Raw genomic sequence first — 20817 nt, 5'->3', positions numbered from 1 at the left:
AGTTATCAATAATATTATCAATAAATATTGCGTTTATTAATGCGTTTGTTGATAAATGTCACGATAAACATAGGGTTGAAAAGGAATGCATAAGACAGGATGCGACGACTGGTGGCGCACTATCTCCGGTCCGCAAATAGAGGCCGTGGACGACGCGTATCGGGTGACCTTCTGGTGGCGCGATCCGGCGGGCGACGAAGCGTCTTCGGCAACCCGCCGGGTGTGGATTTATATTACCGGCGTGACTGACCATCATAAAAACGCCGTGCCGCAAACGCTGCAGCGCATTCCCGGCACCGATGCCTGGCGCTGGCAAACCACGCTTTCTCCCACCTGGCGCGGCAGCTACTGCTTTATCCCTTCCGCGCGCGACGACGACTTTTCTCCTCAGCTTTTTAACGGCGACGGCCCGGACCGCGCGCTGCTGCGCGAAGGCTGGCGCAGGCTGCTGCCGCGGGCGATTGCCGACCCGCTCAATCCGCAAAGCTGGAAGGGCGGGCGCGGTCACGCGGTCTCCGCGCTGGAGCTGCCGGAAGCCCCGGAGCAGCCGGGCTGGGCGCTGGGTGAAGAACCTTATCAGCCTCCGATCTGCATTGAGTGGCGCAGCCAGCGGCTCGGCAACCGCAGACGAATATGGGTTTACGCCACCGGCGACGCGCAGCCGCAGCAGCGCCCGCTGGCGATCCTGCTCGACGGCCAGTTCTGGGCCGAAAGTATGCCGGTATGGTCGCCGCTGGCAGGCTTAACCCGCGAAAAACGGCTGCCGCCGGCGGTTTATCTGCTGATTGACGCGATTGATAACCCGCACCGGGCCGCAGAGTTGCCCTGCAATGACGCGTTCTGGCTGGCGGTACAGGAAGAGCTGCTGCCAATGGTTCACCGACTAGCGCCTTTCAGCGATCGCGCCGATCGCACGGTGGTGGCGGGTCAGAGCTTTGGCGGCCTGGCGTCGATGTTCGCCGCCCTCTACTGGCCCCAGCGCTTTGGCTGCGTGCTCAGCCAGTCCGGCTCCTACTGGTGGCCGCATCGCGGTGGCGCGCAGACGGGCCTGCTGATTGACCGCCTGAGCCGCGGCGAATTACATCCGCAAGGGCTACGTATCTGGCTGGAAGCCGGTCTTCGCGAGCCGATCATTTTTCGCGCCAACCAGGCGCTGCTGGCGCATCTGGAACAGCAGACGATTTTCTGGCGTCAGGTTGACGGCGGGCATGATGCGCTGTGCTGGCGCGGCGGGCTGACGGCGGGGCTCATCCAGCTGTGGCAGCCTTTATGCCGTGACGAGTAGCAACGCGCGCTTTACGAGGAATTTGACATGCAATTCAGTAATCCCTTCGACAATCCACAAGGGCAGTTTTACATCCTGCGCAATGAGCAGCAGCAGTACAGCCTGTGGCCGCGCCACTGCGCGCTGCCGCAAGGCTGGTCGGTAGAGTGCCCGCCGCAGTCGTTAGAGGCGTGCAACGCCTGGCTGGCGGCGAACTGGTCTACCTTGACCCCCGCCCACCATGCGTCCTGAGGAGCCGATAATGACCACACGTTTACCGCTGGTTGCGGCGCAGCCGGGGATCTGGATAGCGGAGCGCCTCTCGACGCTGCCCGGCGCATGGAGCGTCGCCCACTATGTTGAGCTGCGCGGCGATATTGACCCAGTCTTGCTCGGGCGGGCGATTATCACCGGGCTCTCTCAGGCCGACACCCTCAGCATGCGCTTTTGTGAAGATAGCGGCGAAGCCTGGCAGTGGGTTGATGAACGCCGCGTTTTTGCCGAACCGGACTATCAGGATCTGCGCGCGGCGAGCGACCCGCACGCCGCCGCGCTGGCGAGGATGCAGGCCGACCTCGGGCAGAATCTGCGGGTGGATGGCGGTAATCCGCTGGTCTGCCATCAGCTGCTGCGGGTAGGCGATAACCGCTGGTACTGGTATCAGCGTTACCACCATTTGCTGGTCGATGGCTTCAGCTTCCCGGCCATTACCCGCCAGATCGCCGCGATTTATCGCGCCTGGCAGCGCGGCGAAGAGACGCCCGCCTCGCCGTTTACGCCCTTTGCCGAGGTGGTGGAAGAGTACCAGCGCTATTACGGCAGCGATGCCTGGCAGCGCGACAAAGCGTTCTGGCAGGCGCAGCGTCAGGCGCTGCCGTCTCCGGCCTCGCTGTCGGATGCGCCGCTGGCGGGAAGGGCGACCAGCAGCGATATCTGGCGCATGAAGCTGGAGGTGGATGCCGGCGTCTTTAGCCGGCTGGCGGCAAGCGCGCCGCAGTGCCAGCGCGCGGACCTGGCGCTGGCGCTGACCGCCCTGTGGCTGGGACGGCTGTGCAGCCGAACGGAGTATGCCGCAGGCTTTATTTTTATGCGTCGTATGGGCTCCGCGGCGCTCACCGCCACCGGTCCGGTGCTCAACGTTCTGCCGCTGGCGGTCACCATTGACGCCGGGGAAACGCTGGCGGAGCTGGCCGCGCGTCTTGCCGGACAGCTGAAGAAAATGCGCCGCCATCAGCGCTATGACGCCGAACAGATTGTCCGCGACAGCGGCAAGGCGGCGGGCGACGAACCGCTGTTTGGCCCGGTGCTTAATATTAAAGTTTTTGATTATCAGCTGGATATCGATGGCGTACAGGCGATTACCCATACCCTGGCGACCGGTCCGGTCAACGACCTTGAGCTGGCGCTGTTCCCGGATGAAGCCGGCGGCCTGTCGCTGGAGGTGCTGGCCAATAAGCAGCGTTACGATAAACAGACGCTGGGCAACCATATCGCCCGACTTTCCGCGCTGCTGGCGCAGTTTGCCGATAATCCGGCCCTGCGCTGCGGCGACGTGAATATGCTATCGGCGGCGGAAGCGGAGCAGCTACAGCGGGTGAACGCCACCGCCGTCGATCTGCCGCTCACCACCCTGAGCGCGCGGGTGGCGGAGCAGGCGGCGAAAACCCCGGATGCCCCGGCGCTGGCGGACGGCCGCTGGCAGTTTAGCTACCGCGAGATGCGCCAGCAGGTGGTGGCGCTGGCTGAACAGCTTCGCGCGCGGGGCGTCAAGCCGGGCGATAGCGTGGCGGTGGCGCTGCCGCGTTCGGTATTCCTGACCCTGGCGCTGCACGGCATCGTTGAAGCCGGCGCCGCGTGGCTGCCGCTGGATACCGGCTATCCCGACGATCGTCTGCGGATGATGCTGGAAGACGCCCGTCCCTCGCTGCTGATTACCTCTGAAGATCAGCGGGCGCGCTTCAGCGATATCCCCGGCCTCGAAAGCCTGTGCTATCAACAGCCGCTGGCGGCGGCGGATGCCGCGCCGCTGGCGCTCTCGCAGCCGGAGCATACCGCGTATATCATCTTCACCTCCGGCTCGACGGGGCGACCGAAAGGGGTCATGGTCGGGCAAACCGCCATCGTCAACCGCCTGCTGTGGATGCAGGACCACTATCCGCTCACCGCCGATGATGTGGTGGCGCAGAAAACGCCGTGCAGCTTTGATGTATCGGTCTGGGAGTTCTGGTGGCCGTTTATCGCCGGCGCGCAGCTGGTGATGGCCGAGCCGGAGGCCCATCGCGATCCGCTGGCGATGCAGCAGTTCTTCGCCCGCTACGGCGTGACCACCACCCACTTTGTCCCCTCGATGCTGGCGGCGTTTGTCGCCTCGCTGAATACGGAAAACGTCGCTTCGTGCCATACCCTGCGCCGGGTCTTCTGCAGCGGCGAAGCGCTGCCGACGGCGCTGTGCCGGGAGTGGGAGGAGCTGACCGGCGCGCCGCTGCATAACCTGTACGGCCCGACGGAAGCGGCGGTGGACGTCAGCTGGTATCCGGCCAGCGGGCCTGAACTGGCGGCGGTAACCGGCGCCAGCGTGCCGATTGGCTGGCCGGTGTGGAATACCGGCTTACGCATCCTCGATGCATCGATGCGCCCGGTACCGCCGGGCGTGGCGGGGGATCTCTACCTGACTGGCATTCAGCTGGCGCAGGGCTATCTCGGGCGCCCCGATTTAACCGCCAGCCGCTTTATCGCCGACCCTTACGCGCCGGGCGAGCGCATGTACCGCACCGGCGACGTTGCCCGCTGGCTGGATAACGGCGCGGTCGAGTATCTCGGGCGCAGCGACGACCAGCTAAAAATCCGCGGCCAGCGGATCGAACTCGGGGAAATTGATCGCGCAATGTCGGCGCTGCCGGACGTTGCGCAGGCGGTGGCTCACGCCTGCGTCTTCAACCAGGCGGCGGCGACCGGGGGCGATGCCCGCCAGCTGGTGGGCTATCTGGTTTCTGAATCCGGCCTGCCGCTGGATACCGAGGCGCTTAAAGCGCGGCTTGGCGAACAGCTGCCGCCGCATATGGTGCCGGTGGTGCTGATTCAACTGCCGGCGCTGCCGCTGAGCGCCAACGGCAAGCTGGATCGCAAAGCGCTGCCGCTGCCGACGCTGAGCCGCGTAAGCCGCGGTCGTCCGCCGGAGCCGGGCGTGGAAACCACCGTCGCCTCGGCGTTCAGCCAGCTGCTGGGCTGCGAGGTGAACGATATCGACGCCGATTTCTTCGCCCTTGGCGGCCATTCGCTGCTGGCGATGCGTCTGGCGGCGACGCTCGGCCGCGAACTGCAACGCCAGGTGACGCCGGGGCAGGTGATGGTCGCTTCTACCGTCGGCAAGCTGAGCGCGCTGCTGGCATCGGATCTTAGCGATGAGCAGGCGCAACGGCTGGGCTTCGACGCGATCCTGCCGCTGCGCGAGAGCGACGGCCCGACGCTATTTTGCTTCCATCCAGCTTCCGGTTTTGCCTGGCAGTTCAGCGTGCTGGCGCGTTATTTAAGCCCGCGTTGGTCGATCGTCGGCATTCAGTCGCCGCGACCGCACGGGCCGATGGCGACGGCGGCGGATCTGGATGCGGTCTGCGAGCATCATCTGCAAACCCTGCTTTCGCAGCAGCCCCACGGCCCCTATTATCTGCTGGGCTATTCGCTCGGCGGCACCCTGGCGCAGGGAATTGCCGCCCGCTTACGCCAGCGCGGCGAAGCGGTGGCGTTTCTCGGCCTGCTGGATACCTGGCCGCCGGAAACGCAGAACTGGGCGGAGAAAGAGGCCAACGGTCTGGACCCTGAGGTGCTGGCGGAGATCGCCCGCGAGCGCGAGGCGTTTCTGGCCGCCCAGCAGGGGCAGGCTTCCGGTGAGCTGTTCAGCGTTATCGAGGGTAACTACGCCGACGCGGTGCGCCTGCTGACCACCGCGCACAGCGCGAAGTTTGACGGTAAGGCGACGCTGTTCGTGGCGGAGAAAACCCGTCAGCCCGGGATGGAGCCGCAGAGGGTCTGGGGGCCGTGGGTCGGCGAGCTGGAGGTGTTTAGCCAGGATTGCGCCCACGTGGATATTATCTCCCCGCAGGCCTTTGAGGCGATTGGCCCGGTGGTCAGGGAGATCCTCGGGGAAGGATAGAAAAACTCCCGGGTTGCGGCGTAAACGCCTTACCCGGGCTACCGTTTCTGCCAGCCCGGCTAAGCGTAGCGCGAGCCGGGAATATCTATCGGCGACCCAGCGGCACCACCAGCGGCGTATGCGCCACCGGATCCTCTATGATCGTACAGCGCAGACCGTAAATCTTTTCAATGAGCTCCGCGCTGACGATCTCCTTCGGCGCGCCTTCGGCGACGATTTTACCCTCGCGCAGGGCAATCAAATGGGTCGCGTAGCGGCAGGCCTGGTTCAGATCGTGCAGCACCGCCGCCAGCGTATAGCCCTTCTGCTGATTCAGCTCGCTTAGCAGCTCAAGCAGATCGATCTGATGGCTGATATCCAGCCAGGTGGTAGGCTCATCGAGCAGCATAATCGCCGTCTCCTGGGCCAGCACCATGGCGATCCACGCCCGCTGGCGCTGGCCGCCGGAGAGGGTATCGACGCTTTGCCGCGCCAGATCGGTAATGCCGGTGGCCTTCATCGCCCTGCTGACCGCCTCTTCATCCTCTTTGCGCCAGCGGGTAAACAGCGGCTGGTGCGGATAGCGCCCGCGGGCCACCAGCTCCTGAACCGTTATATCCCCCGGCGTGGTGGCGTTCTGCGCCAGCAGGCCGATGCGCTTTGCCACCTCTTTACTGGCGTAACGCTGGATCTGCTCGCCGTCGAGATAAACATGACCGCTGGCGGGCGTCATCAGGCGGCTCAGGGTGCGCAGCAGCGTCGATTTACCGCAGCCGTTGGGGCCAATAATGGCGGTAAAGTGGCCGTCGGGAATGGTGACGTTCAGCGATTCGGCGATGGTTTTTTTGCCGTACGCCAGGGTCAACTGGTCGCCGCGCAAACGGGAGGTGACAGCGGTCATTTTTTGCGGGACTCCTGAATTAATAACCCGATAAGGTAGAGGCCGCCAATGCTGACGGTCACCACGCCCACCGGTAACTGATAGGGCATAAACAGACGCTGCGCGCAGTAGTCAGACAGCGCCAGCAGCAGGGCGCCGCACAGCGCCGCCTGGGCCAGCCCCCAGCGGGCGGTACCGCTAAGGCGCCGCGCGATATGCGGGGCCACGAGGGCGATAAAGGAAATCGGCCCGGCGAGGGCGGTAGCGGCGGCGGTCAGCACCACCCCGACCAGCATCAGCAGCAGCCGCGAGCGTTCAACCCGCACGCCCAGCGCGCAGGCGGTATCGTCGCCCATCTCCAGCAGCCGCATACGCCGCGCCAGCAGCGCCCCGCACGCCAGCATCAAGAGAATCAGCGGCGCGGAGGGCCAGGTTTTTCCCCAGGTCAGACCGTTAAGCGAACCGGCATACCACAGCCCGGCGGAGAGGGCGGTTTCCAGCGAAGCGCGCAGCAGCAGCCAGGTATTGAACGCCACCAGCATGGCCCGCACGCCGATGCCGATAATAATCAGGCGAAAGGTCTCAATGCCGTTGCGCCACGCCAGCAGCCAGACCACCAGCGCGGTGAGAATACCGCCAACCATTGCCGCCATGGCGATGGCCGCCAGGTTCTGGCCGAACATCACCATCGCCACCAGCACGCCGCTCCACGCCCCGGTGTTGAACCCCATCACGTCCGGACTGCCCAGCGGGTTGCGGGTCAACGACTGGAAAATCGCGCCGCTGACGCCAAGGGCGGCGCCGATCAGCAGCGCCATCAGCACGCGCGGCAGACGCCACTCGGTCACCACCAGGGTGACGTTACGCGGCGCATCGCCAAGCAGCGCGGAAATAACCTGCTCAACGCTTAACGGCACCAGGCCGCTACCCAGCCCCCACAGGGAGACCAGCACGCTGGCGACCAGCAGTAGCAAACAGCTCAATATCAGGCGACGAGAAGGCGCAATCACATGCCACCTCCGCGCGGCTGGCGGCGCACCAGCCAGATCAGCACCGGCGCGCCAATAAAGGCGCTGACCACTGAAACCCGCAGTTCGCCGGGCACCAGCAGGCGCCCCAGCACGTCGGCAAACAGCAGCAGGGCGGGGGTCGCCAGTAGGGTCACCGGCAGCGACCAGCGATGATCCGCGCCCACCAGCCAGCGGGCCATATGCGGCATCATCAGGCCGATAAAGGCGATCGGCCCCACCACCGCCGTGGCGCTACCGCACAGAACGGTAATCGCCAGCAGACCAATAAGCTGAGTCCGCGCGACCCGGCTGCCGAGCGCGGTGGCCGTATCGTTGCCGAGGCTCAGGCTGTTTAAGGCCCGGCTCAGCAGCAGGGTCACCAGACCGGCAATCAGCACCGGGATCAGCACAATTTTCAGGGTTTGCAGGGTGCGCACGTCGAGCGAACCCGCCTGCCAGAAGCGCAGCTGGTCATAGACGTCGGGATTAAGCAGCGCGATACCGCTGGAAAGCCCTTCCAGCACCGCCGCCAGGGCGACCCCCGCGAGGGTCAGGCGCACGGGGCTGAGCTGGCCGCCGCCCTGGCTGCCGGTAAAGGCGACCAGCAGCGAGGCGCCGAACGCGCCGCAAAAGGCCATCAGCAGCTGCTCCTGCGGCGAAGAAAGGCCAAACAGCGCCGCGCCCAGCACGATAGCGAAGCTGGCGCCGGAGTTGACGCCGAGGATCCCGGGGTCCGCCAGCGGGTTGCGGGTCAGCGTTTGCATCAGCGCGCCAGCCAGACCCAGCGCGCCGCCGGCCAGCAGCCCGGCGAGGGTTCGCGGCAGCCGGGCATCAAGGACGATGGTGCAATCGGCGCTCTGGCAGGTGCCGGTGAAGGCATCGAGGACGACGCTAAACGGTAGGGGTTTGGCGCCGATCAGCAGGCTGAGCGCAACGGCGATGATTAAAACGATTAAAAGACCCGGCACGGCAAAGGCGCGCGCCGCGGTCGTGGAACACGACATGGCTTACATCCCTGGCATGATAATGATAGTAATTATCGTTATCGATTCTATTCAGTTATGTTAGCATGTGCACCCATAAAAATGGTATGGAAAATAATAACAAGGCGCTGTCATGAACCGACAATCCTGGCTGCTGAATCTCAGCTTGTTGAAAACTCACCCGGCCTTTCGCGCCGTCTTTATCGCCCGCTTTATTTCAATCCTGTCGCTTGGCCTGCTGGGCGTGGCGATCCCGGTGCAAATCCAGATGATGACCCATTCAACCTGGCAAGTGGGGCTGTCGGTGACCCTGACCGGCGCTTCGATGTTTGTCGGTTTGATGATCGGCGGCGTGCTTGCCGACCGCTATGAGCGTAAGCGTTTGATCCTGCTGGCGCGCGGCACCTGCGGGATTGGTTTCGTCGGCCTGTGCCTGAACGCCATGCTGCCGGAGCCGTCGTTAATCGCCATCTATCTGCTCGGTATCTGGGACGGTCTGTTCGCCTCTATTGGCGTGACCGCGCTGCTGGCGGCGACGCCGGCGCTGGTTGGCCGGGAAAATCTGATGCAGGCCGGGGCGATCACCATGTTGACGGTGCGGCTGGGCTCGGTGATTTCGCCGATGATCGGCGGTCTGCTACTGGCAACCGGCGGCGTGGCCTGGAACTACGGTCTGGCGGCGGCGGGAACCTTTATCACCACGCTGACTCTGCTGCGTTTACCGCTGCTGGCGCCGCCGCCGCAGCCGCGCGAGCACCCGCTGAAATCGCTGAACGCGGGGCTGAAGTTTCTGTTTAACAGCCCGCTTATCGGCGGCATCGCGCTGCTTGGCGGTCTGCTGACGATGGCCAGCGCGGTGCGCGTGCTCTATCCGGCGCTGGCCGGAAGCTGGCAGATGTCGGCGTCGCAGATTGGCCTGCTCTATGCTGCGATCCCACTGGGCGCGGCATTCGGGGCACTAACCAGCGGGCAACTGGCGCAGACGGCGAAGCCGGGCGTGCTGATGCTGGCGACCACCGTCGGCTCGTTTGTGGCGATTGCGCTGTTCAGCCTGATGCCGGTGTGGGAGCTGGGCGCGCTGTGTCTGGCGCTGTTTGGCTGGCTAAGCGCGATAAGCTCGCTGCTGCAATATACGCTGATTCAGACCCAGACCCCGGAAAATATGCTCGGGCGCATCAACGGTCTGTGGACCGCGCAGAACGTGACCGGCGATGCGATAGGCGCGGCGCTGCTCGGCGGCCTGGGCGCGATCCTGACGCCGGTGGCCTCGGCGAGCGCCAGCGGTTGGGCGCTGGTGATTGTGGGCGCGGTGCTGGTGGGGCTGTTACGCGAACTGCGCCGCTTTCAGCGCCCGGAAGCGGTCAGCGAAAGTTAACTCCGCTGGGCTTTCCCGGCGGTCCGGTAGCCCGGGCAAGGCGCCTGGCGCCGCCCCCGGGAGAAGCGCGCAGGGTGTTGGAGAATTTTCCCGGCGGCGATGCTGCGCATCTGTCCGGGCTACGCGTCCCCAGCGGTCTGCCGTCCTGTAGCCCGGGCAAGGCGCCTGGCGCCGCCCCCGGGAGATCGGCTTAGGCAAAGAGCGCTGCTAAACGCTGCAGCACCAGCACAGCGCTGTAGTAATCCAGGCGGAAGGTTTCCGTCCCCAGCGGATAAACGCGTTTCCCTTCAACGGCGGGCAGATGCGATAGCAGCGGGTTGGCGTTAATCGCATCGGCGTCCTTTTGGTCGCCGGCAAACAGGAACAGGCTCTGGCCGTTAAGTCCGGCGGCTAAGTTTTCCCCGCCCAGCTGCACGATATCATGCCGTTTTCCCTGGCTCTGGCTGGCATGCAGCCCGCCGGGCAGGTCGGCGAGGGTAAAGCCCAGCTGCTCGAGCAGCTGTCCCTGAGCGGATTCTTTGGTCCAGATATTGGCGCTATGGGCCGCGGCGGTGTAGACCAGCGCGGTGACCGGCTGCGGCGGCAGCTTCATTTTCTCTTTCAGCGCCGCCAGCTTTTTATCAAACTCCGCGATTCTCTCCGCCGCCTGTTTTTCGTGGCCGGTAATCTCCCCCAGTTGGGTCAGCAGGGCCTGCCAGCTTTTATCATCGTAGTTAATGATAAGCGTCGGGGCGATGGTGGAAAGCTGGTCGTAGAGCGTCATCGCCGAATCGCCGCCGGTGGCGCTAATCAGAATCAAATCCGGCATTTGCGCGGCGACGGCCTCAGCGCTCGGTTCGCCGATATAGAGGCGCGCCAGCTTGCGCGCTTTCGCCACCTCGCTCCATTGCCGCAAAAAACCCTGGCCATCGGCGACGCGGTTGTTGGGCGTGGTGGCCCCGCTGGCCACCACCGGCGCGTCAATCGCCAGTAGCGAACCGGTCAGCGTCACGCTGGTGGAGACAATGCGCAGCGGCTGGCTTTCCAGCGTATGGGTTCCGCGGCTGTCGGTTATCTGGCGCGGCCAGTCTGCCGCCAGCGCTGAGCTCATTCCTAAAATCGCCAGGCCGCTGGCGAGGAGGGTACGGCGGCAAAAGGTGGAGAAATTCACGTATTCGCATCCTGATTGAGTGGTGATAAATGCTTCTCATTTTCAGCTTTGCGCCGCGTGGATGCAAGTCTATACCCTAATAATTCGAGTTGCAGGAAGGCGGCAAGTGAACGAATCCCGATGAGCTTACTGTAGTAAATGATTCGGGTGAGCGAACACAGCCAACACACCTGCAACTTGAAGTATGACGGGTATAAGTCGCACAACATGCTACCTGTACGGTTGACATAAAGCGCAATACCTTTTAGGTTAGCCAACCAAAATATAAATGATAATTATTCGTAATATCTTTATCGTTTTTGGAGGATGATATGGAAACGTCTTTGGCTGAGGAAGTTCGGGAGAAAAAAATGACCCTGCCGCCGGAAAGCTTCTTCTTTATGTCGCCGTACCGCAGTTTCACCACCGCTGGCTGCTTTAGCCGATTCTCTCATCCCGCCGCCGACGGCGATGATCCGGACGGAGAGTTTCAGCAAAAAATGGCCGCCGCCTTTAAAGCGGCGCGCACTGCCGGGATCGCCAGACCGGTGATGGTCGGCGCCATTCCGTTCGATACCAGCGAGCCCTCCGAGCTGTTTATCCCCGCGAGCTGGACAGCGTTCTCCCGCACTGAAAAGCAGCACTCCGCGCGCTATGCGTCGGGGCAAAATCCGATGGATGTCGTGCAGCGCCGGGAGATCCCCGAGCAGGACACCTTTATGGCGATGGTGGCGCGCGCGGCGGCCCTCACCGCGACGCCGGAAGTGGACAAGGTGGTCCTGTCGCGCCTGATTGATATCACCACCCGCGAACGGGTCGATAGCGGGGCGCTGCTCGAGCGCCTGATCGCCCAGAATCCGGCCAGCTTTAACTTCCACGTGCCGCTCTCAGACGGCGGCGTGCTGCTGGGCGCAAGCCCAGAGCTGCTGCTGCGTAAAGAAGGCGCGCATTTCAGCTCTCTGCCGCTGGCCGGTTCCGCCCGCCGCCAGCCGGACGATGTGCTGGATCGTGAAGCGGGGCACAGGCTGCTGGCGTCGGAAAAAGATCGCCATGAACATGAGCTGGTGACTCAGGCGATGAAGGCCGTATTAGCGCCGCGCAGCAGCGAACTCTCCCTGCCGGACTCTCCGCAGCTGATCACCACGCCGACCCTGTGGCATCTGGCGACGCAGATTCAGGGCACCGCGCTGGCAAACGAGAATGCCATGTCGCTGGCCTGCCTGCTGCATCCGACTCCGGCGCTGAGCGGTTTCCCACATCAGGCGGCGAAACGCCTGATCGGCGAACTGGAGCCGTTCGACCGCCAGCTATTCGGCGGCATTGTTGGCTGGTGTGATGACGAAGGCAACGGCGAGTGGGTAGTGACCATCCGCTGCGCGCGCCTGCAGCAGCGCACCCTGCGGCTATTTGCCGGCGCAGGTATCGTTCCGGCCTCTTCGCCGTTGGGCGAGTGGCGCGAAACCGGCGTCAAACTGACCACCATGCTGAACGTATTCGGCTTGCAATAAGGGACGATGATGATCGAATTTACCCGCTGGCCGGAAGCGTTCGCGGCCCGCTATCGGCAAAAAGGCTACTGGCAGGATCTGCCGTTAACTCAACTGATTACCCGTCATGCGGAAAACGACGCCCCGGCGATTATCGACGGCGACAAAAGCTACAGCTACCGTGAATTCAACCGCCTGGTGGATAACCTCGCCTCCTCGCTGCAGCATCAGGGCCTGAAGCGCGGCGAAACGGCGCTGGTGCAGCTGGGCAACGTTGCGGAATTTTATATCACCTTCTTCGCGCTGCTGCGTATCGGCGTTGCGCCGGTCAACGCGCTGTTCAGCCACCAGCGTAGCGAGCTGAACGCCTACGCCGCGCAAATTGAACCCGCCTTACTGATTGCCGACCGCGCACATGCGCTGTTTGCCGATGATGATTTTCTTAACGCTTTTGTTGCGCAGCATCCGTCGGTACGCGTGGCGCTGCTGCTGAACGACGACGGCGAGCAGAGCCTGACGGCGGCCATCGAGCGCGCTGACGATAGTTTCGTTGCGCATCCGACGCCTGCCGACGAAGTGGCTTTTTTCCAGCTTTCCGGCGGCAGTACCGGGACGCCGAAGCTCATCCCACGTACGCATAACGACTACGACTACAGCATTCGCCGCAGCAACGAGCTGTGCGGCGTAAGCGCCGAAACGCGCTATCTGAACGCGCTTCCCGCCGCCCACAACTACGCGATGAGCTCGCCGGGTTCATTAGGCGTGTTCCTCGCCGGCGGCGTGGTGGTGTTAGCGCACGACCCGAGCGCGACCCTCTGCTTCCCGCTGATAGAAAAGCACCAGATCAACCTGACCTCGCTGGTTCCCCCCGCGGTCAGCCTGTGGCTACAGGAGATCCATGACGCCGGCAGCAATGCTCAACTGCAATCGCTGCGGCTGCTGCAGGTGGGCGGAGCGCGCCTCTCAGCGACCCTCGCCGCGCGCATTCCGGCGGAAATTGGCTGCCAGCTCCAGCAGGTCTTCGGCATGGCGGAGGGGCTGGTGAACTATACCCGCCTCAACGACAGCCCCGAGCGCATCATCAACACCCAGGGCTGCCCGATGTGCCCGGATGACGAAGTGTGGGTGGCCGATGCCGATGGTAATCCGCTGCCGCGCGGCGAAGTCGGGCGCCTGATGACCCGCGGGCCGTACACCTTCCGCGGGTACTACAAGAGCCCGCAGCATAATGCCGAAGCCTTTGATGCCGACGGCTTCTACTGTTCGGGCGATCTGATTTCGATCGATGAAGAGGGCTACATCACCGTGCAGGGGCGGGAAAAAGATCAGATCAACCGCGGCGGCGAGAAGATCGCGGCGGAAGAGATCGAAAACCTGCTGCTGCGTCATCCTGCGGCGATCCACGCGGCGCTGGTCAGCATGGAAGACAGCCTGCTGGGGGAAAAGAGCTGCGCATATCTGGTGGTAAAAGAGCCTCTGCGCGCGGTGGCGGTACGCCGCTTCCTGCGGGAACAAGGGGTCGCAGAATTTAAACTGCCGGACCGCGTGGAGTGCGTTGATGCGCTGCCGCTGACGCCGGTGGGCAAAGTCGATAAAAAACAATTACGTCAGTGGCTGGCTGAACGCAAGCTGGGCTGAAGGAGAAGACAGAATGGCAATCCCAAAATTACAGGCTTACGCGCTGCCGGAAGCCAGCGATATCCCGGCGAACAAAGTGAACTGGGCATTTGAGCCGTCCCGCGCCGCGCTGTTGATCCACGATATGCAGGAGTATTTCCTTAACTTCTGGGGCGAAAACAGCCCGATGATGGAGAAAGTGGTGGCCAACATCGCCGCCCTGCGCGAGTTCTGCAAACAGAACCATATTCCGGTTTTTTACACCGCCCAGCCGAAAGAGCAGAGCGATGAAGACCGCGCGCTGCTGAACGACATGTGGGGGCCTGGCCTGACCCGTTCGCCGGAGCAGCAGCAGGTGATTGCCGCGCTTGCGCCGGACGACAACGATACCGTGCTGGTGAAGTGGCGCTACAGCGCGTTTCATCGCTCGCCGCTGGAGGAGATGCTGAAAGAGGCGGGGCGCGACCAGCTAATCATCACCGGCGTTTACGCCCATATCGGCTGTATGACCACTGCGACTGACGCGTTTATGCGCGATATTAAGCCGTTCTTTGTCGCCGATGCGCTGGCCGATTTCAGCCGTGAAGAGCATCTGATGGCGCTCAACTACGTGGCGGGCCGCTCCGGTCGCGTGGTGATGACCGAAGAGCTGCTGCCGCTGCCGGCGTCAAAAGCGGCGCTGCGCGCGCTGGTGTTGCCGCTGCTGGATGAAAGCGACGAGCCGATGGACGATGAAAACCTGATCGATTACGGCCTCGACTCGGTGCGTATGATGGCGCTCGCCGCGCGCTGGCGTAAAGTGTATGGCGATATCGACTTCGTGGTGCTGGCGAAAAACCCGACTATCGACGCCTGGTGGGCGCTACTGTCCCGCGAGGTGAAATAATGAACGGACTCGATTTTCACGGCCAGACCGTGTGGATCACCGGGGCGGGCAAGGGGATCGGCTACGCCACCGCCCTGGCGTTCGTTGAGGCCGGCGCGCAGGTAACCGGCTTTGATCTGGCGTTCGACGGTGAAAGCTATCCGTTCGCCACCGAGACGCTGGACGTCGCCGACGCGCGGCAGGTGGCGCAGGTATGTGGCCGCCTGCTGGCTGGCATTGAACGGCTGGATGTGCTGGTCAATGCCGCCGGCATTTTACGGATGGGGGCGACCGATGCGCTGAGCCAGGAAGACTGGCAGCAGACCTTCGCCGTCAACGTCGGCGGGGCGTTTAACCTGTTCCAGCAGACGATGGCGCAGTTTCGCCGCCAGAAAGGCGGGGCGATTGTGACGGTGGCCTCCGATGCTGCGCATACTCCGCGCATCGGCATGAGCGCCTACGGCGCGTCAAAGGCGGCGCTGAAGAGCCTGGCGCTGACCGTTGGCCTTGAGCTGGCGGGCAGCGGGGTACGCTGTAATCTGGTTTCTCCTGGCTCGACCGACACCGATATGCAGCGCACGCTGTGGGTCAGCGATGACGCTGAACAGCAGCGCATTCGCGGTTTCGGCGAGCAGTTTAAGCTGGGCATTCCGCTGGGCAAAATCGCCCGTCCGCAGGAGATTGCCAATACCATTCTGTTCCTCGCCTCCGCTCACGCCAGCCATATCACGCTGCAGGATATCGTGGTGGACGGCGGCTCGACGCTGGGGGCATAAATGGCCTGGAAACGTCAGATGACGCTGGATGCGCTTAACGCGACCAGCGCGAATACGATGGTGGCGCATCTGGGGATGGTGTATACCCGGCTGGAAGAGGGCGTGCTGGAGGCGGAAATGCCGGTCGATGCGCGAACCCATCAGCCGTTCGGGCTGCTACACGGCGGCGCCTCCGCGGCGCTGGCGGAAACCCTCGGTTCAATGGCCGGATGGTTGATGACCGAAGAGGGCCAGTGCGTGGTGGGGACCGAACTTAACGCCACCCATCACCGGGCGGTCTCCAGCGGCAAAGTGCGCGGCGAGTGCCGACCGCTGCACCTGGGGCGTCAGGGGCAAAGCTGGGAAATTGTGGTGTTCGACGAACGGGGGCGCCGCTGCTGCACCTGCCGGCTGAGTACGGCGATCCTCGGCTGAAGCATGGCCTGTTCCCGGCTGGCGGCGTGAACGCCTTAGCCGGGCTACGGGGTTGTCGCCGCCTGCGGGTCGGCAATGCGCCTGGCCGAAAAATCCTCTGCGCTTTGCTCCCCGGTGGCGCTGCGCTGACCGGGCTACAGGTTCGCCGCCGCCTGCGGGTCGGGAATGCGCCTGGCCTGTTCCCGGCTGGCGGCGTGAACGCCTTAGCCGGGCTACGGGTAACATGCCGTCTGTGGCGCCGGCGATCGGGTGACCAACTCAACGCCATCTGCGGGCCGGTAGCCCGGACAAGGCGCGTCAAGCGCCGCCTCCGGGAAACAGACTGCGATGCAGTTACAGATTATCCTCCCCGTTTTCATCTCTTTTCCTGCCAGAAGTGATCTCGCTTGCAATGTGAGATAAATCCTTGCCGTCAGGCGACATCTGCAACGTTTCAAAGTTGTTAAAATTCACATTATGTTCTAGAAACAACTTGTAACATCCTGATTACCCTACCAGTGGAACACAATGATGAATAATTCAGGGAAATACCTCATCTGGACACTGCTCTCCGTTATCGGAGCCTTTGCCCTGGGCTATATCGCGCTAAACCGGGGTGAACAGATCAACGCGCTGTGGATTGTCGTCGCGGCAGTCTGCGTCTATCTGATCGCCTATCGCTTCTACGGCCTCTATATCGCCAAAAATGTACTGGCGGTCGACCCGACGCGCATGACCCCGGCGGTGCGTCACAACGACGGCCTCGACTATGTTCCAACCGACAAGAAGGTGCTGTTCGGCCACCATTTTGCCGCTATTGCCGGCGCGGGGCCGCTGGTTGGCCCGGTGCTGGCGGCGCAGATGGGCTACCTGCCGGGAATGATCTGGATCCTTGCGGGCGTGGTGCTGGCCGGGGCGGTACAGGACTTCATGGTGCTGTTCGTCTCCACCCGTCGCGACGGACGTTCGCTCGGCGAGCTGGTGAAAGAGGAGATGGGCCCGACCGCCGGCGTGCTGGCGCTGGTGGCCTGCTTTATGATCATGGTGATTATCCTCGCGGTACTGGCGATGATCGTGGTGAAAGCGTTGACCCACAGTCCGTGGGGGACTTACACCGTCGCCTTCACCATCCCGCTGGCGATTTTCATGGGGATCTATATTCGCTATCTGCGCCCCGGTCGCATTGGCGAAGTGTCGGTGATTGGCCTGGTGATGCTGGTGTTTGCCATTATTTCCGGCGGCTGGGTGGCGGAAAGCCCGACCTGGGCGCCGTGGTTTGATTATACCGGCGTGCAGCTCACCTGGATTCTGGTGGGCTACGGCTTTATCGCCGCCGTGCTGCCGGTCTGGCTGCTGCTGGCGCCGCGCGACTACCTCTCCACCTTCCTGAAAATCGGCACCATCGTCGGCCTGGCGATCGGTATCCTGATCATGCGTCCAACGCTGACGATGCCGGCGCTGACCAAATTTATCGATGGCACCGGCCCGGTGTGGAGCGGCAGCCTGTTCCCGTTCCTGTTTATCACCATCGCCTGCGGCGCGGTTTCCGGCTTCCATGCCCTGATCGCCTCCGGCACGACGCCGAAGATGCTGGCCAATGAAGGCCAGGCCTGCTTTATCGGCTACGGCGGCATGCTGATGGAGTCCTTCGTGGCGATTATGGCGCTGGTGGCGGCCTGTATTATCGACCCGGGCGTCTATTTCGCGATGAACAGCCCGATGGCGGTGCTGGCTCCGGCGGGCGTGACCGATGTGGTGGCGTCGGCGGCGCAGGTGGTGAGCAGCTGGGGCTTTACCGTGACGCCGGATACCCTTAACCAGATCGCTCACGAAGTGGGAGAGCAGTCGATTATCTCCCGCGCGGGCGGCGCGCCGACGCTGGCGGTAGGCATGGCCTACATTCTGCACGGTTCGCTGGGCGGCCTGATGGATGTCTCCTTCTGGTATCACTTCGCCATTCTGTTCGAGGCGCTATTTATCCTGACCGCGGTGGATGCCGGTACGCGCGCGGCGCGCTTTATGCTGCAGGATTTGCTGGGGGTGATAAGCCCCGGGCTGAAGCAAACCAGCTCGCTGCCGGCGAACCTTCTCGCCACGGCGCTGTGCGTGCTGGCGTGGGGCTACTTCCTGCATCAGGGCGTAGTTGACCCGCTCGGCGGCATCAACACGCTGTGGCCGCTGTTTGGTATTGCCAACCAGATGCTGGCGGGGATGGCGCTGATGCTGTGCGCGGTGGTACTGTTTAAGATGAAGCGCCAGCGCTATGCATGGGTCGCGCTGCTGCCGACCTCATGGCTGCTGATTTGTACCCTGACCGCGGGCTGGCAGAAGTCGTTCAGCACCGACACCAAAGTCGGCTTCCTGGCGATTGCCAACAAGTTCCAGGCGATGATCGACAGCGGTAATATTCCGCCGCAGTACACCGAGTCGCAGCTGGCGCAGCTGGTGTTTAACAACCGTCTGGATGCCGGGCTGACCATCTTCTTTATGGTGGTGGTCGTGGTGCTGGCGCTGTTCTCGATTAAGACCGCGCTGGCGGCGCTGAAAGAGGACAAACCGACGGCGAAAGAGACCCCGTACCAGGCGATGCCTGCTGATGCCGATAGCCTGGTGACCCAGGCGAAACGCGCTCACTAAACCATCACGTTATCGCCCCTCTTTGAGAGAAGGGGGGCGATTATGAGAGTTGAAAATGTTTGATACCCTTTCGAAAGCAGGAAAATATTTAGGCCAGGCGGCGAAAATGATGATCGGCGTCCCGGATTACGACAACTACGTGGAGCACATCCGCGCGACCCATCCCGAACAAACGCCGATGACTTACGAAGAGTTTTTTCGCGAGCGTCAGGACGCGCGCTACGGCGGCAAAGGCGGCGCGAAGTGCTGCTAACCCTCTTTCGGCAAATACAGGCTGATCTGCTCCTGCGTACAGCCGTATATCGCCGCCAGCTTTTCGCGGGTGCGCTTTTGCGGGCGGGAGTCGATAGCTTCTAGCTGGGAAACCGCAGACTGGCTAATTCCGAGCTTATCGGCCACCTCCTGCTGCGACAGGCCGCGCAAAATGCGCCAGGCCGCCTGCAGGCTGACTTTCTCTTTATCCATGATGTCGCAGACGCTGTCAGGTAAGGGAATATCGTCGTATTCATCCGATTCGTAGGGGACGTCTTCCCACTCTTCCTCTTTTTCATCATCGTATTCCGCCATTTTCAGACGCATCTGGAAGTATTCGTTATAGGGGATCACCACATACTGCGGGTTGCCCTCGTCGTCCTTAATGAGTTGCACTGCCATAAGGCGTTGCCTCCTCGTGAAGATAGGTTGTTGAGGTTCTTCGTTTTATCGCTACGACATAGCAGCTTTCAGATAGCCCCTCAAACTGTGTGAAGATGATGCGATAATCACCGACACGCAATCGATAATGATCTTCGGATCCCGACTGCTTGAGTTTTTAATGTCCGGAGCCGGCGCATTTTTATCATCCATGGTGCGTAGCTTTTCTTTGATTCTCTCCTGATAGCGGGAATCTATTGCGGCGAGCTGTTTTTCTGCGCTTTTCGACCAAAAAACGATCATCCTGACCTCCACTTTAAGTCAAAGCTCATTATAAGTAAATAATAAGATTATAAGTAAATTTAAATTATCTTATAGGAGACGATAATGCAGATTTTATGCGGAATAAAGACAGAAACATCCGCTTTGCGAGGCGGCTCGAAAGCGCCTCCGCCGGGCGGCAGAGGCGAATAAAACGGGGGATTAACCGGCGAAACGTTCGACTTTTTCAAACGCGGCGCGCAGGGTTTCGGCGTTCAGTTCAACCGGCAGAAAATGGATGGACTCTACCGGGCGCAGGGTATGGGTAATCACCTGATCCAGCTGTTCGCGGTTGTTGATATCCACCTCCAGCGCCGCCAGCGTGGTCGGCAGGTTAAAGCACTGATACGCCTGCACCAGCTGCGCCAGCACCTCGTCCTGGCCGAGCAGGGCGCTCTGGACCAGAATGCCGTAGGCGACTTTGGTCCCGTGCAGATACTTCTCGGTCTGCGGCAGTACCGTCAGCCCGTTATGCACCGCGTGCGCGGCGGCGACGCGGGTATAGCGCTCGCCTAATCCCCCCACCATACCGCCGCCGGCGATAATCGCATCCACCACGTCGCGGAAGGCCTGGGTCAGCTCGCCGCGCTGTTGGTCAGCCAGCGCCGTTTCGCTGCTGTCCAGCAGTACATCGCGGATCGCCAGCGCGCCGTTGATGCCAAGGCGCACGGTGAGCGGCAGCGTCTCCGGCTGCGGAGCCAGCACCACCGCTTCATACCATTTCGCCAGCGTATCGCCGATGCCCGCCAGCAGGTATTCCGCCGGCGCGTTAAGAATAATGCGCGGCTCCACCAGCACCAGGAAGTTGGCGTCGTCGAAAATCTCAAACTGCAGCGCCTGACCGGCATCGTTATACCACACCGACAGCGGCGTCCACGCCGCGCAGGTGGCGGCGATGGTCGGGATGGCCACCACCGGCAGGCCGAGGCGGCGGGCCAGCGCCTTGGCGGTATCGAGCAGCGCGCCGCCGCCCACGCCAATCACCACCGACCGATCGTCGCCGGACGTGCGGGCCAGCTCGCTGACGTCGCTTTCGCTGCAGTGGCCTTTAAATACGATTTTTTTGGCGCCAGCAACGTTAAACGCTGCCGGCAGAAAAGCCTGCGCGCCTGCGATAGCCCGCTCGCCGTACACCCACACCGCGCGTGAAAGCTGTTCTTCGCTATAAAAATCCTGCAGCCGGGCAAGGCTGCCGGGATGGGAATAGTAGTTGGCGGGGCCGGGGACCACGCGGATATCGCTGTGACTCATCAATGCTGTCCTTGTGCTGTTTCGCTAACCCGATGTTATGTCTGGACATCCGGATGGCTAATATTAT

At 62.5% G+C, this 20817-nt stretch carries 17 protein-coding genes and 1 pseudogene; 11 read left to right on the top strand and 7 right to left on the bottom strand.

The features are described from left to right. Nucleotides 1-85 precede the first annotated feature (85 nt). The 3 genes from fes to entF are packed head-to-tail and all read left to right on the top strand — an operon-like array spanning nt 86 to nt 5414. Nucleotides 86-1285, top strand: coding sequence for an enterochelin esterase (gene fes, locus ACE3MN_RS19395; RefSeq protein ID WP_375364140.1), 1200 nt, complete (start codon nt 86-88; stop codon nt 1283-1285). Nucleotides 1286-1312: 27 nt separating this feature from the next. Then, nucleotides 1313-1516, top strand: coding sequence for an MbtH family protein (locus tag ACE3MN_RS19390; RefSeq protein ID WP_004135449.1), 204 nt, complete (start codon nt 1313-1315; stop codon nt 1514-1516). A 10-nt stretch (nt 1517-1526) separates the two neighbouring features. Continuing rightward, the gene (gene entF / locus ACE3MN_RS19385) at nt 1527-5414 is read left to right on the top strand and encodes an enterobactin non-ribosomal peptide synthetase EntF (protein ID WP_375364139.1); all 3888 of its coding nucleotides are present in this window, start codon (nt 1527-1529) and stop codon (nt 5412-5414) included. 85 nt (nt 5415-5499) lie between these two features. Here the strand turns inward: entF and fepC are convergent, their stop codons facing one another. The 3 genes from fepC to fepD are packed head-to-tail and all read right to left on the bottom strand — an operon-like array spanning nt 5500 to nt 8287. After that, nucleotides 5500-6294, bottom strand: a complete 795-nt coding sequence (gene fepC / locus ACE3MN_RS19380; protein WP_004135445.1) for an iron-enterobactin ABC transporter ATP-binding protein — start codon at nt 6292-6294, stop codon at nt 5500-5502. Further along, nucleotides 6291-7283, bottom strand: a complete 993-nt coding sequence (gene fepG, locus ACE3MN_RS19375) for an iron-enterobactin ABC transporter permease (RefSeq protein WP_004135443.1) — start codon at nt 7281-7283, stop codon at nt 6291-6293. The genes fepC and fepG overlap by 4 nt, the downstream gene beginning before the upstream one ends. Beyond that, entirely contained in the window at nt 7280-8287 is a 1008-nt protein-coding gene (gene fepD, locus ACE3MN_RS19370; protein ID WP_004135441.1) for a Fe(3+)-siderophore ABC transporter permease, read from the bottom strand. The genes fepG and fepD overlap by 4 nt, the downstream gene beginning before the upstream one ends. A gap of 112 nt (nt 8288-8399) precedes the next feature. Between fepD and entS the strand changes: the two genes are divergently transcribed. Next, nucleotides 8400-9641 (top strand): enterobactin transporter EntS, encoded by a 1242-nt coding sequence (entS, locus tag ACE3MN_RS19365; protein WP_024358844.1) that lies wholly within the window; start codon nt 8400-8402, stop codon nt 9639-9641. 190 nt (nt 9642-9831) lie between these two features. Here entS and fepB read toward each other — a convergent pair whose 3' ends face one another. Then, entirely contained in the window at nt 9832-10731 is a 900-nt protein-coding gene (fepB, locus tag ACE3MN_RS19360; protein WP_241181748.1) for a Fe2+-enterobactin ABC transporter substrate-binding protein, read from the bottom strand. Nucleotides 10732-11102: 371 nt separating this feature from the next. On the opposite strand from fepB, the gene entC reads away from it, so the two are divergent. The 7 genes from entC (at nt 11103) to ACE3MN_RS19325 (ending at nt 18798) form a co-directional block, all read left to right on the top strand. Continuing rightward, nucleotides 11103-12278: an isochorismate synthase EntC gene (gene entC / locus ACE3MN_RS19355; protein ID WP_024358842.1), complete on the top strand. Its 1176-nt coding sequence runs from the start codon at nt 11103-11105 to the stop codon at nt 12276-12278. Nucleotides 12279-12287: 9 nt separating this feature from the next. After that, nucleotides 12288-13895, top strand: coding sequence for a (2,3-dihydroxybenzoyl)adenylate synthase EntE (entE, locus tag ACE3MN_RS19350; RefSeq protein ID WP_024358841.1), 1608 nt, complete (start codon nt 12288-12290; stop codon nt 13893-13895). 13 nt (nt 13896-13908) lie between these two features. Continuing rightward, nucleotides 13909-14760 (top strand): isochorismatase, encoded by an 852-nt coding sequence (entB, locus tag ACE3MN_RS19345; protein ID WP_203259749.1) that lies wholly within the window; start codon nt 13909-13911, stop codon nt 14758-14760. Continuing rightward, nucleotides 14760-15515 carry a 2,3-dihydro-2,3-dihydroxybenzoate dehydrogenase EntA gene (gene entA, locus ACE3MN_RS19340; RefSeq protein WP_004135435.1) on the top strand — a complete coding sequence of 252 codons (756 nt, stop codon included), beginning with the start codon at nt 14760-14762 and terminating at the stop codon, nt 15513-15515. The genes entB and entA overlap by 1 nt, the downstream gene beginning before the upstream one ends. After that, a complete protein-coding gene (entH, locus tag ACE3MN_RS19335) occupies nt 15516-15929 on the top strand; it encodes a proofreading thioesterase EntH (protein WP_064362404.1) in 414 nt (137 codons plus the stop codon). A gap of 510 nt (nt 15930-16439) precedes the next feature. After that, nucleotides 16440-18545 (top strand): pyruvate/proton symporter CstA, encoded by a 2106-nt coding sequence (cstA, locus tag ACE3MN_RS19330; RefSeq protein WP_004135432.1) that lies wholly within the window; start codon nt 16440-16442, stop codon nt 18543-18545. A 55-nt stretch (nt 18546-18600) separates the two neighbouring features. After that, a complete protein-coding gene (locus ACE3MN_RS19325) occupies nt 18601-18798 on the top strand; it encodes a YbdD/YjiX family protein (protein WP_004130340.1) in 198 nt (65 codons plus the stop codon). Here ACE3MN_RS19325 and ACE3MN_RS19320 read toward each other — a convergent pair. The 3 genes and pseudogenes from ACE3MN_RS19320 to ACE3MN_RS19310 form a co-directional block, all read right to left on the bottom strand. Continuing rightward, nucleotides 18795-19199 carry a helix-turn-helix domain-containing protein gene (locus ACE3MN_RS19320; RefSeq protein WP_004135430.1) on the bottom strand — a complete coding sequence of 135 codons (405 nt, stop codon included), beginning with the start codon at nt 19197-19199 and terminating at the stop codon, nt 18795-18797. The two genes, ACE3MN_RS19325 and ACE3MN_RS19320, sit on opposite strands and share 4 nt — an antisense overlap. Then, a pseudogene (locus ACE3MN_RS19315) lies at nt 19180-19481 on the bottom strand (type II toxin-antitoxin system RelE family toxin). Before ACE3MN_RS19315 ends, ACE3MN_RS19320 begins: the two are co-directional and overlap by 20 nt. A gap of 180 nt (nt 19482-19661) precedes the next feature. Continuing rightward, a complete protein-coding gene (locus tag ACE3MN_RS19310; RefSeq protein ID WP_375364138.1) occupies nt 19662-20750 on the bottom strand; it encodes an oxidoreductase in 1089 nt (362 codons plus the stop codon). Nucleotides 20751-20817: the final 67 nt, after the last annotated feature.

Origin of the sequence: Klebsiella grimontii, from assembly GCF_042137965.1 — a bacterium.
Taxonomy (GTDB): Bacteria; Pseudomonadota; Gammaproteobacteria; order Enterobacterales; family Enterobacteriaceae; genus Klebsiella; species Klebsiella grimontii.
Note: the sequence above shows the minus strand (reverse complement) of the source record. Positions and strands in the feature narration are given on the sequence as shown.

What these genes read in the sequence shown, in the direction of transcription:
- fes (WP_375364140.1), top strand. Translation starts at nt 86, where the DNA reads ATGCATAAGACAGGATGCGACGACTGGTGGCGCACTATCTCCGGTCCG.
- ACE3MN_RS19390 (WP_004135449.1), top strand. Translation starts at nt 1,313, where the DNA reads ATGCAATTCAGTAATCCCTTCGACAATCCACAAGGGCAGTTTTACATC.
- entF (WP_375364139.1), top strand. Translation starts at nt 1,527, where the DNA reads ATGACCACACGTTTACCGCTGGTTGCGGCGCAGCCGGGGATCTGGATA.
- fepC (WP_004135445.1), bottom strand. Translation starts at nt 6,294, where the DNA reads ATGACCGCTGTCACCTCCCGTTTGCGCGGCGACCAGTTGACCCTGGCG.
- fepD (WP_004135441.1), bottom strand. Translation starts at nt 8,287, where the DNA reads ATGTCGTGTTCCACGACCGCGGCGCGCGCCTTTGCCGTGCCGGGTCTT.
- entS (WP_024358844.1), top strand. Translation starts at nt 8,400, where the DNA reads ATGAACCGACAATCCTGGCTGCTGAATCTCAGCTTGTTGAAAACTCAC.
- fepB (WP_241181748.1), bottom strand. Translation starts at nt 10,731, where the DNA reads ATGAGCTCAGCGCTGGCGGCAGACTGGCCGCGCCAGATAACCGACAGC.
- entC (WP_024358842.1), top strand. Translation starts at nt 11,103, where the DNA reads ATGGAAACGTCTTTGGCTGAGGAAGTTCGGGAGAAAAAAATGACCCTG.
- entE (WP_024358841.1), top strand. Translation starts at nt 12,288, where the DNA reads ATGATCGAATTTACCCGCTGGCCGGAAGCGTTCGCGGCCCGCTATCGG.
- entB (WP_203259749.1), top strand. Translation starts at nt 13,909, where the DNA reads ATGGCAATCCCAAAATTACAGGCTTACGCGCTGCCGGAAGCCAGCGAT.
- entA (WP_004135435.1), top strand. Translation starts at nt 14,760, where the DNA reads ATGAACGGACTCGATTTTCACGGCCAGACCGTGTGGATCACCGGGGCG.
- entH (WP_064362404.1), top strand. Translation starts at nt 15,516, where the DNA reads ATGGCCTGGAAACGTCAGATGACGCTGGATGCGCTTAACGCGACCAGC.
- cstA (WP_004135432.1), top strand. Translation starts at nt 16,440, where the DNA reads ATGAATAATTCAGGGAAATACCTCATCTGGACACTGCTCTCCGTTATC.
- ACE3MN_RS19325 (WP_004130340.1), top strand. Translation starts at nt 18,601, where the DNA reads ATGTTTGATACCCTTTCGAAAGCAGGAAAATATTTAGGCCAGGCGGCG.
- ACE3MN_RS19320 (WP_004135430.1), bottom strand. Translation starts at nt 19,199, where the DNA reads ATGGCAGTGCAACTCATTAAGGACGACGAGGGCAACCCGCAGTATGTG.
- ACE3MN_RS19310 (WP_375364138.1), bottom strand. Translation starts at nt 20,750, where the DNA reads ATGAGTCACAGCGATATCCGCGTGGTCCCCGGCCCCGCCAACTACTAT.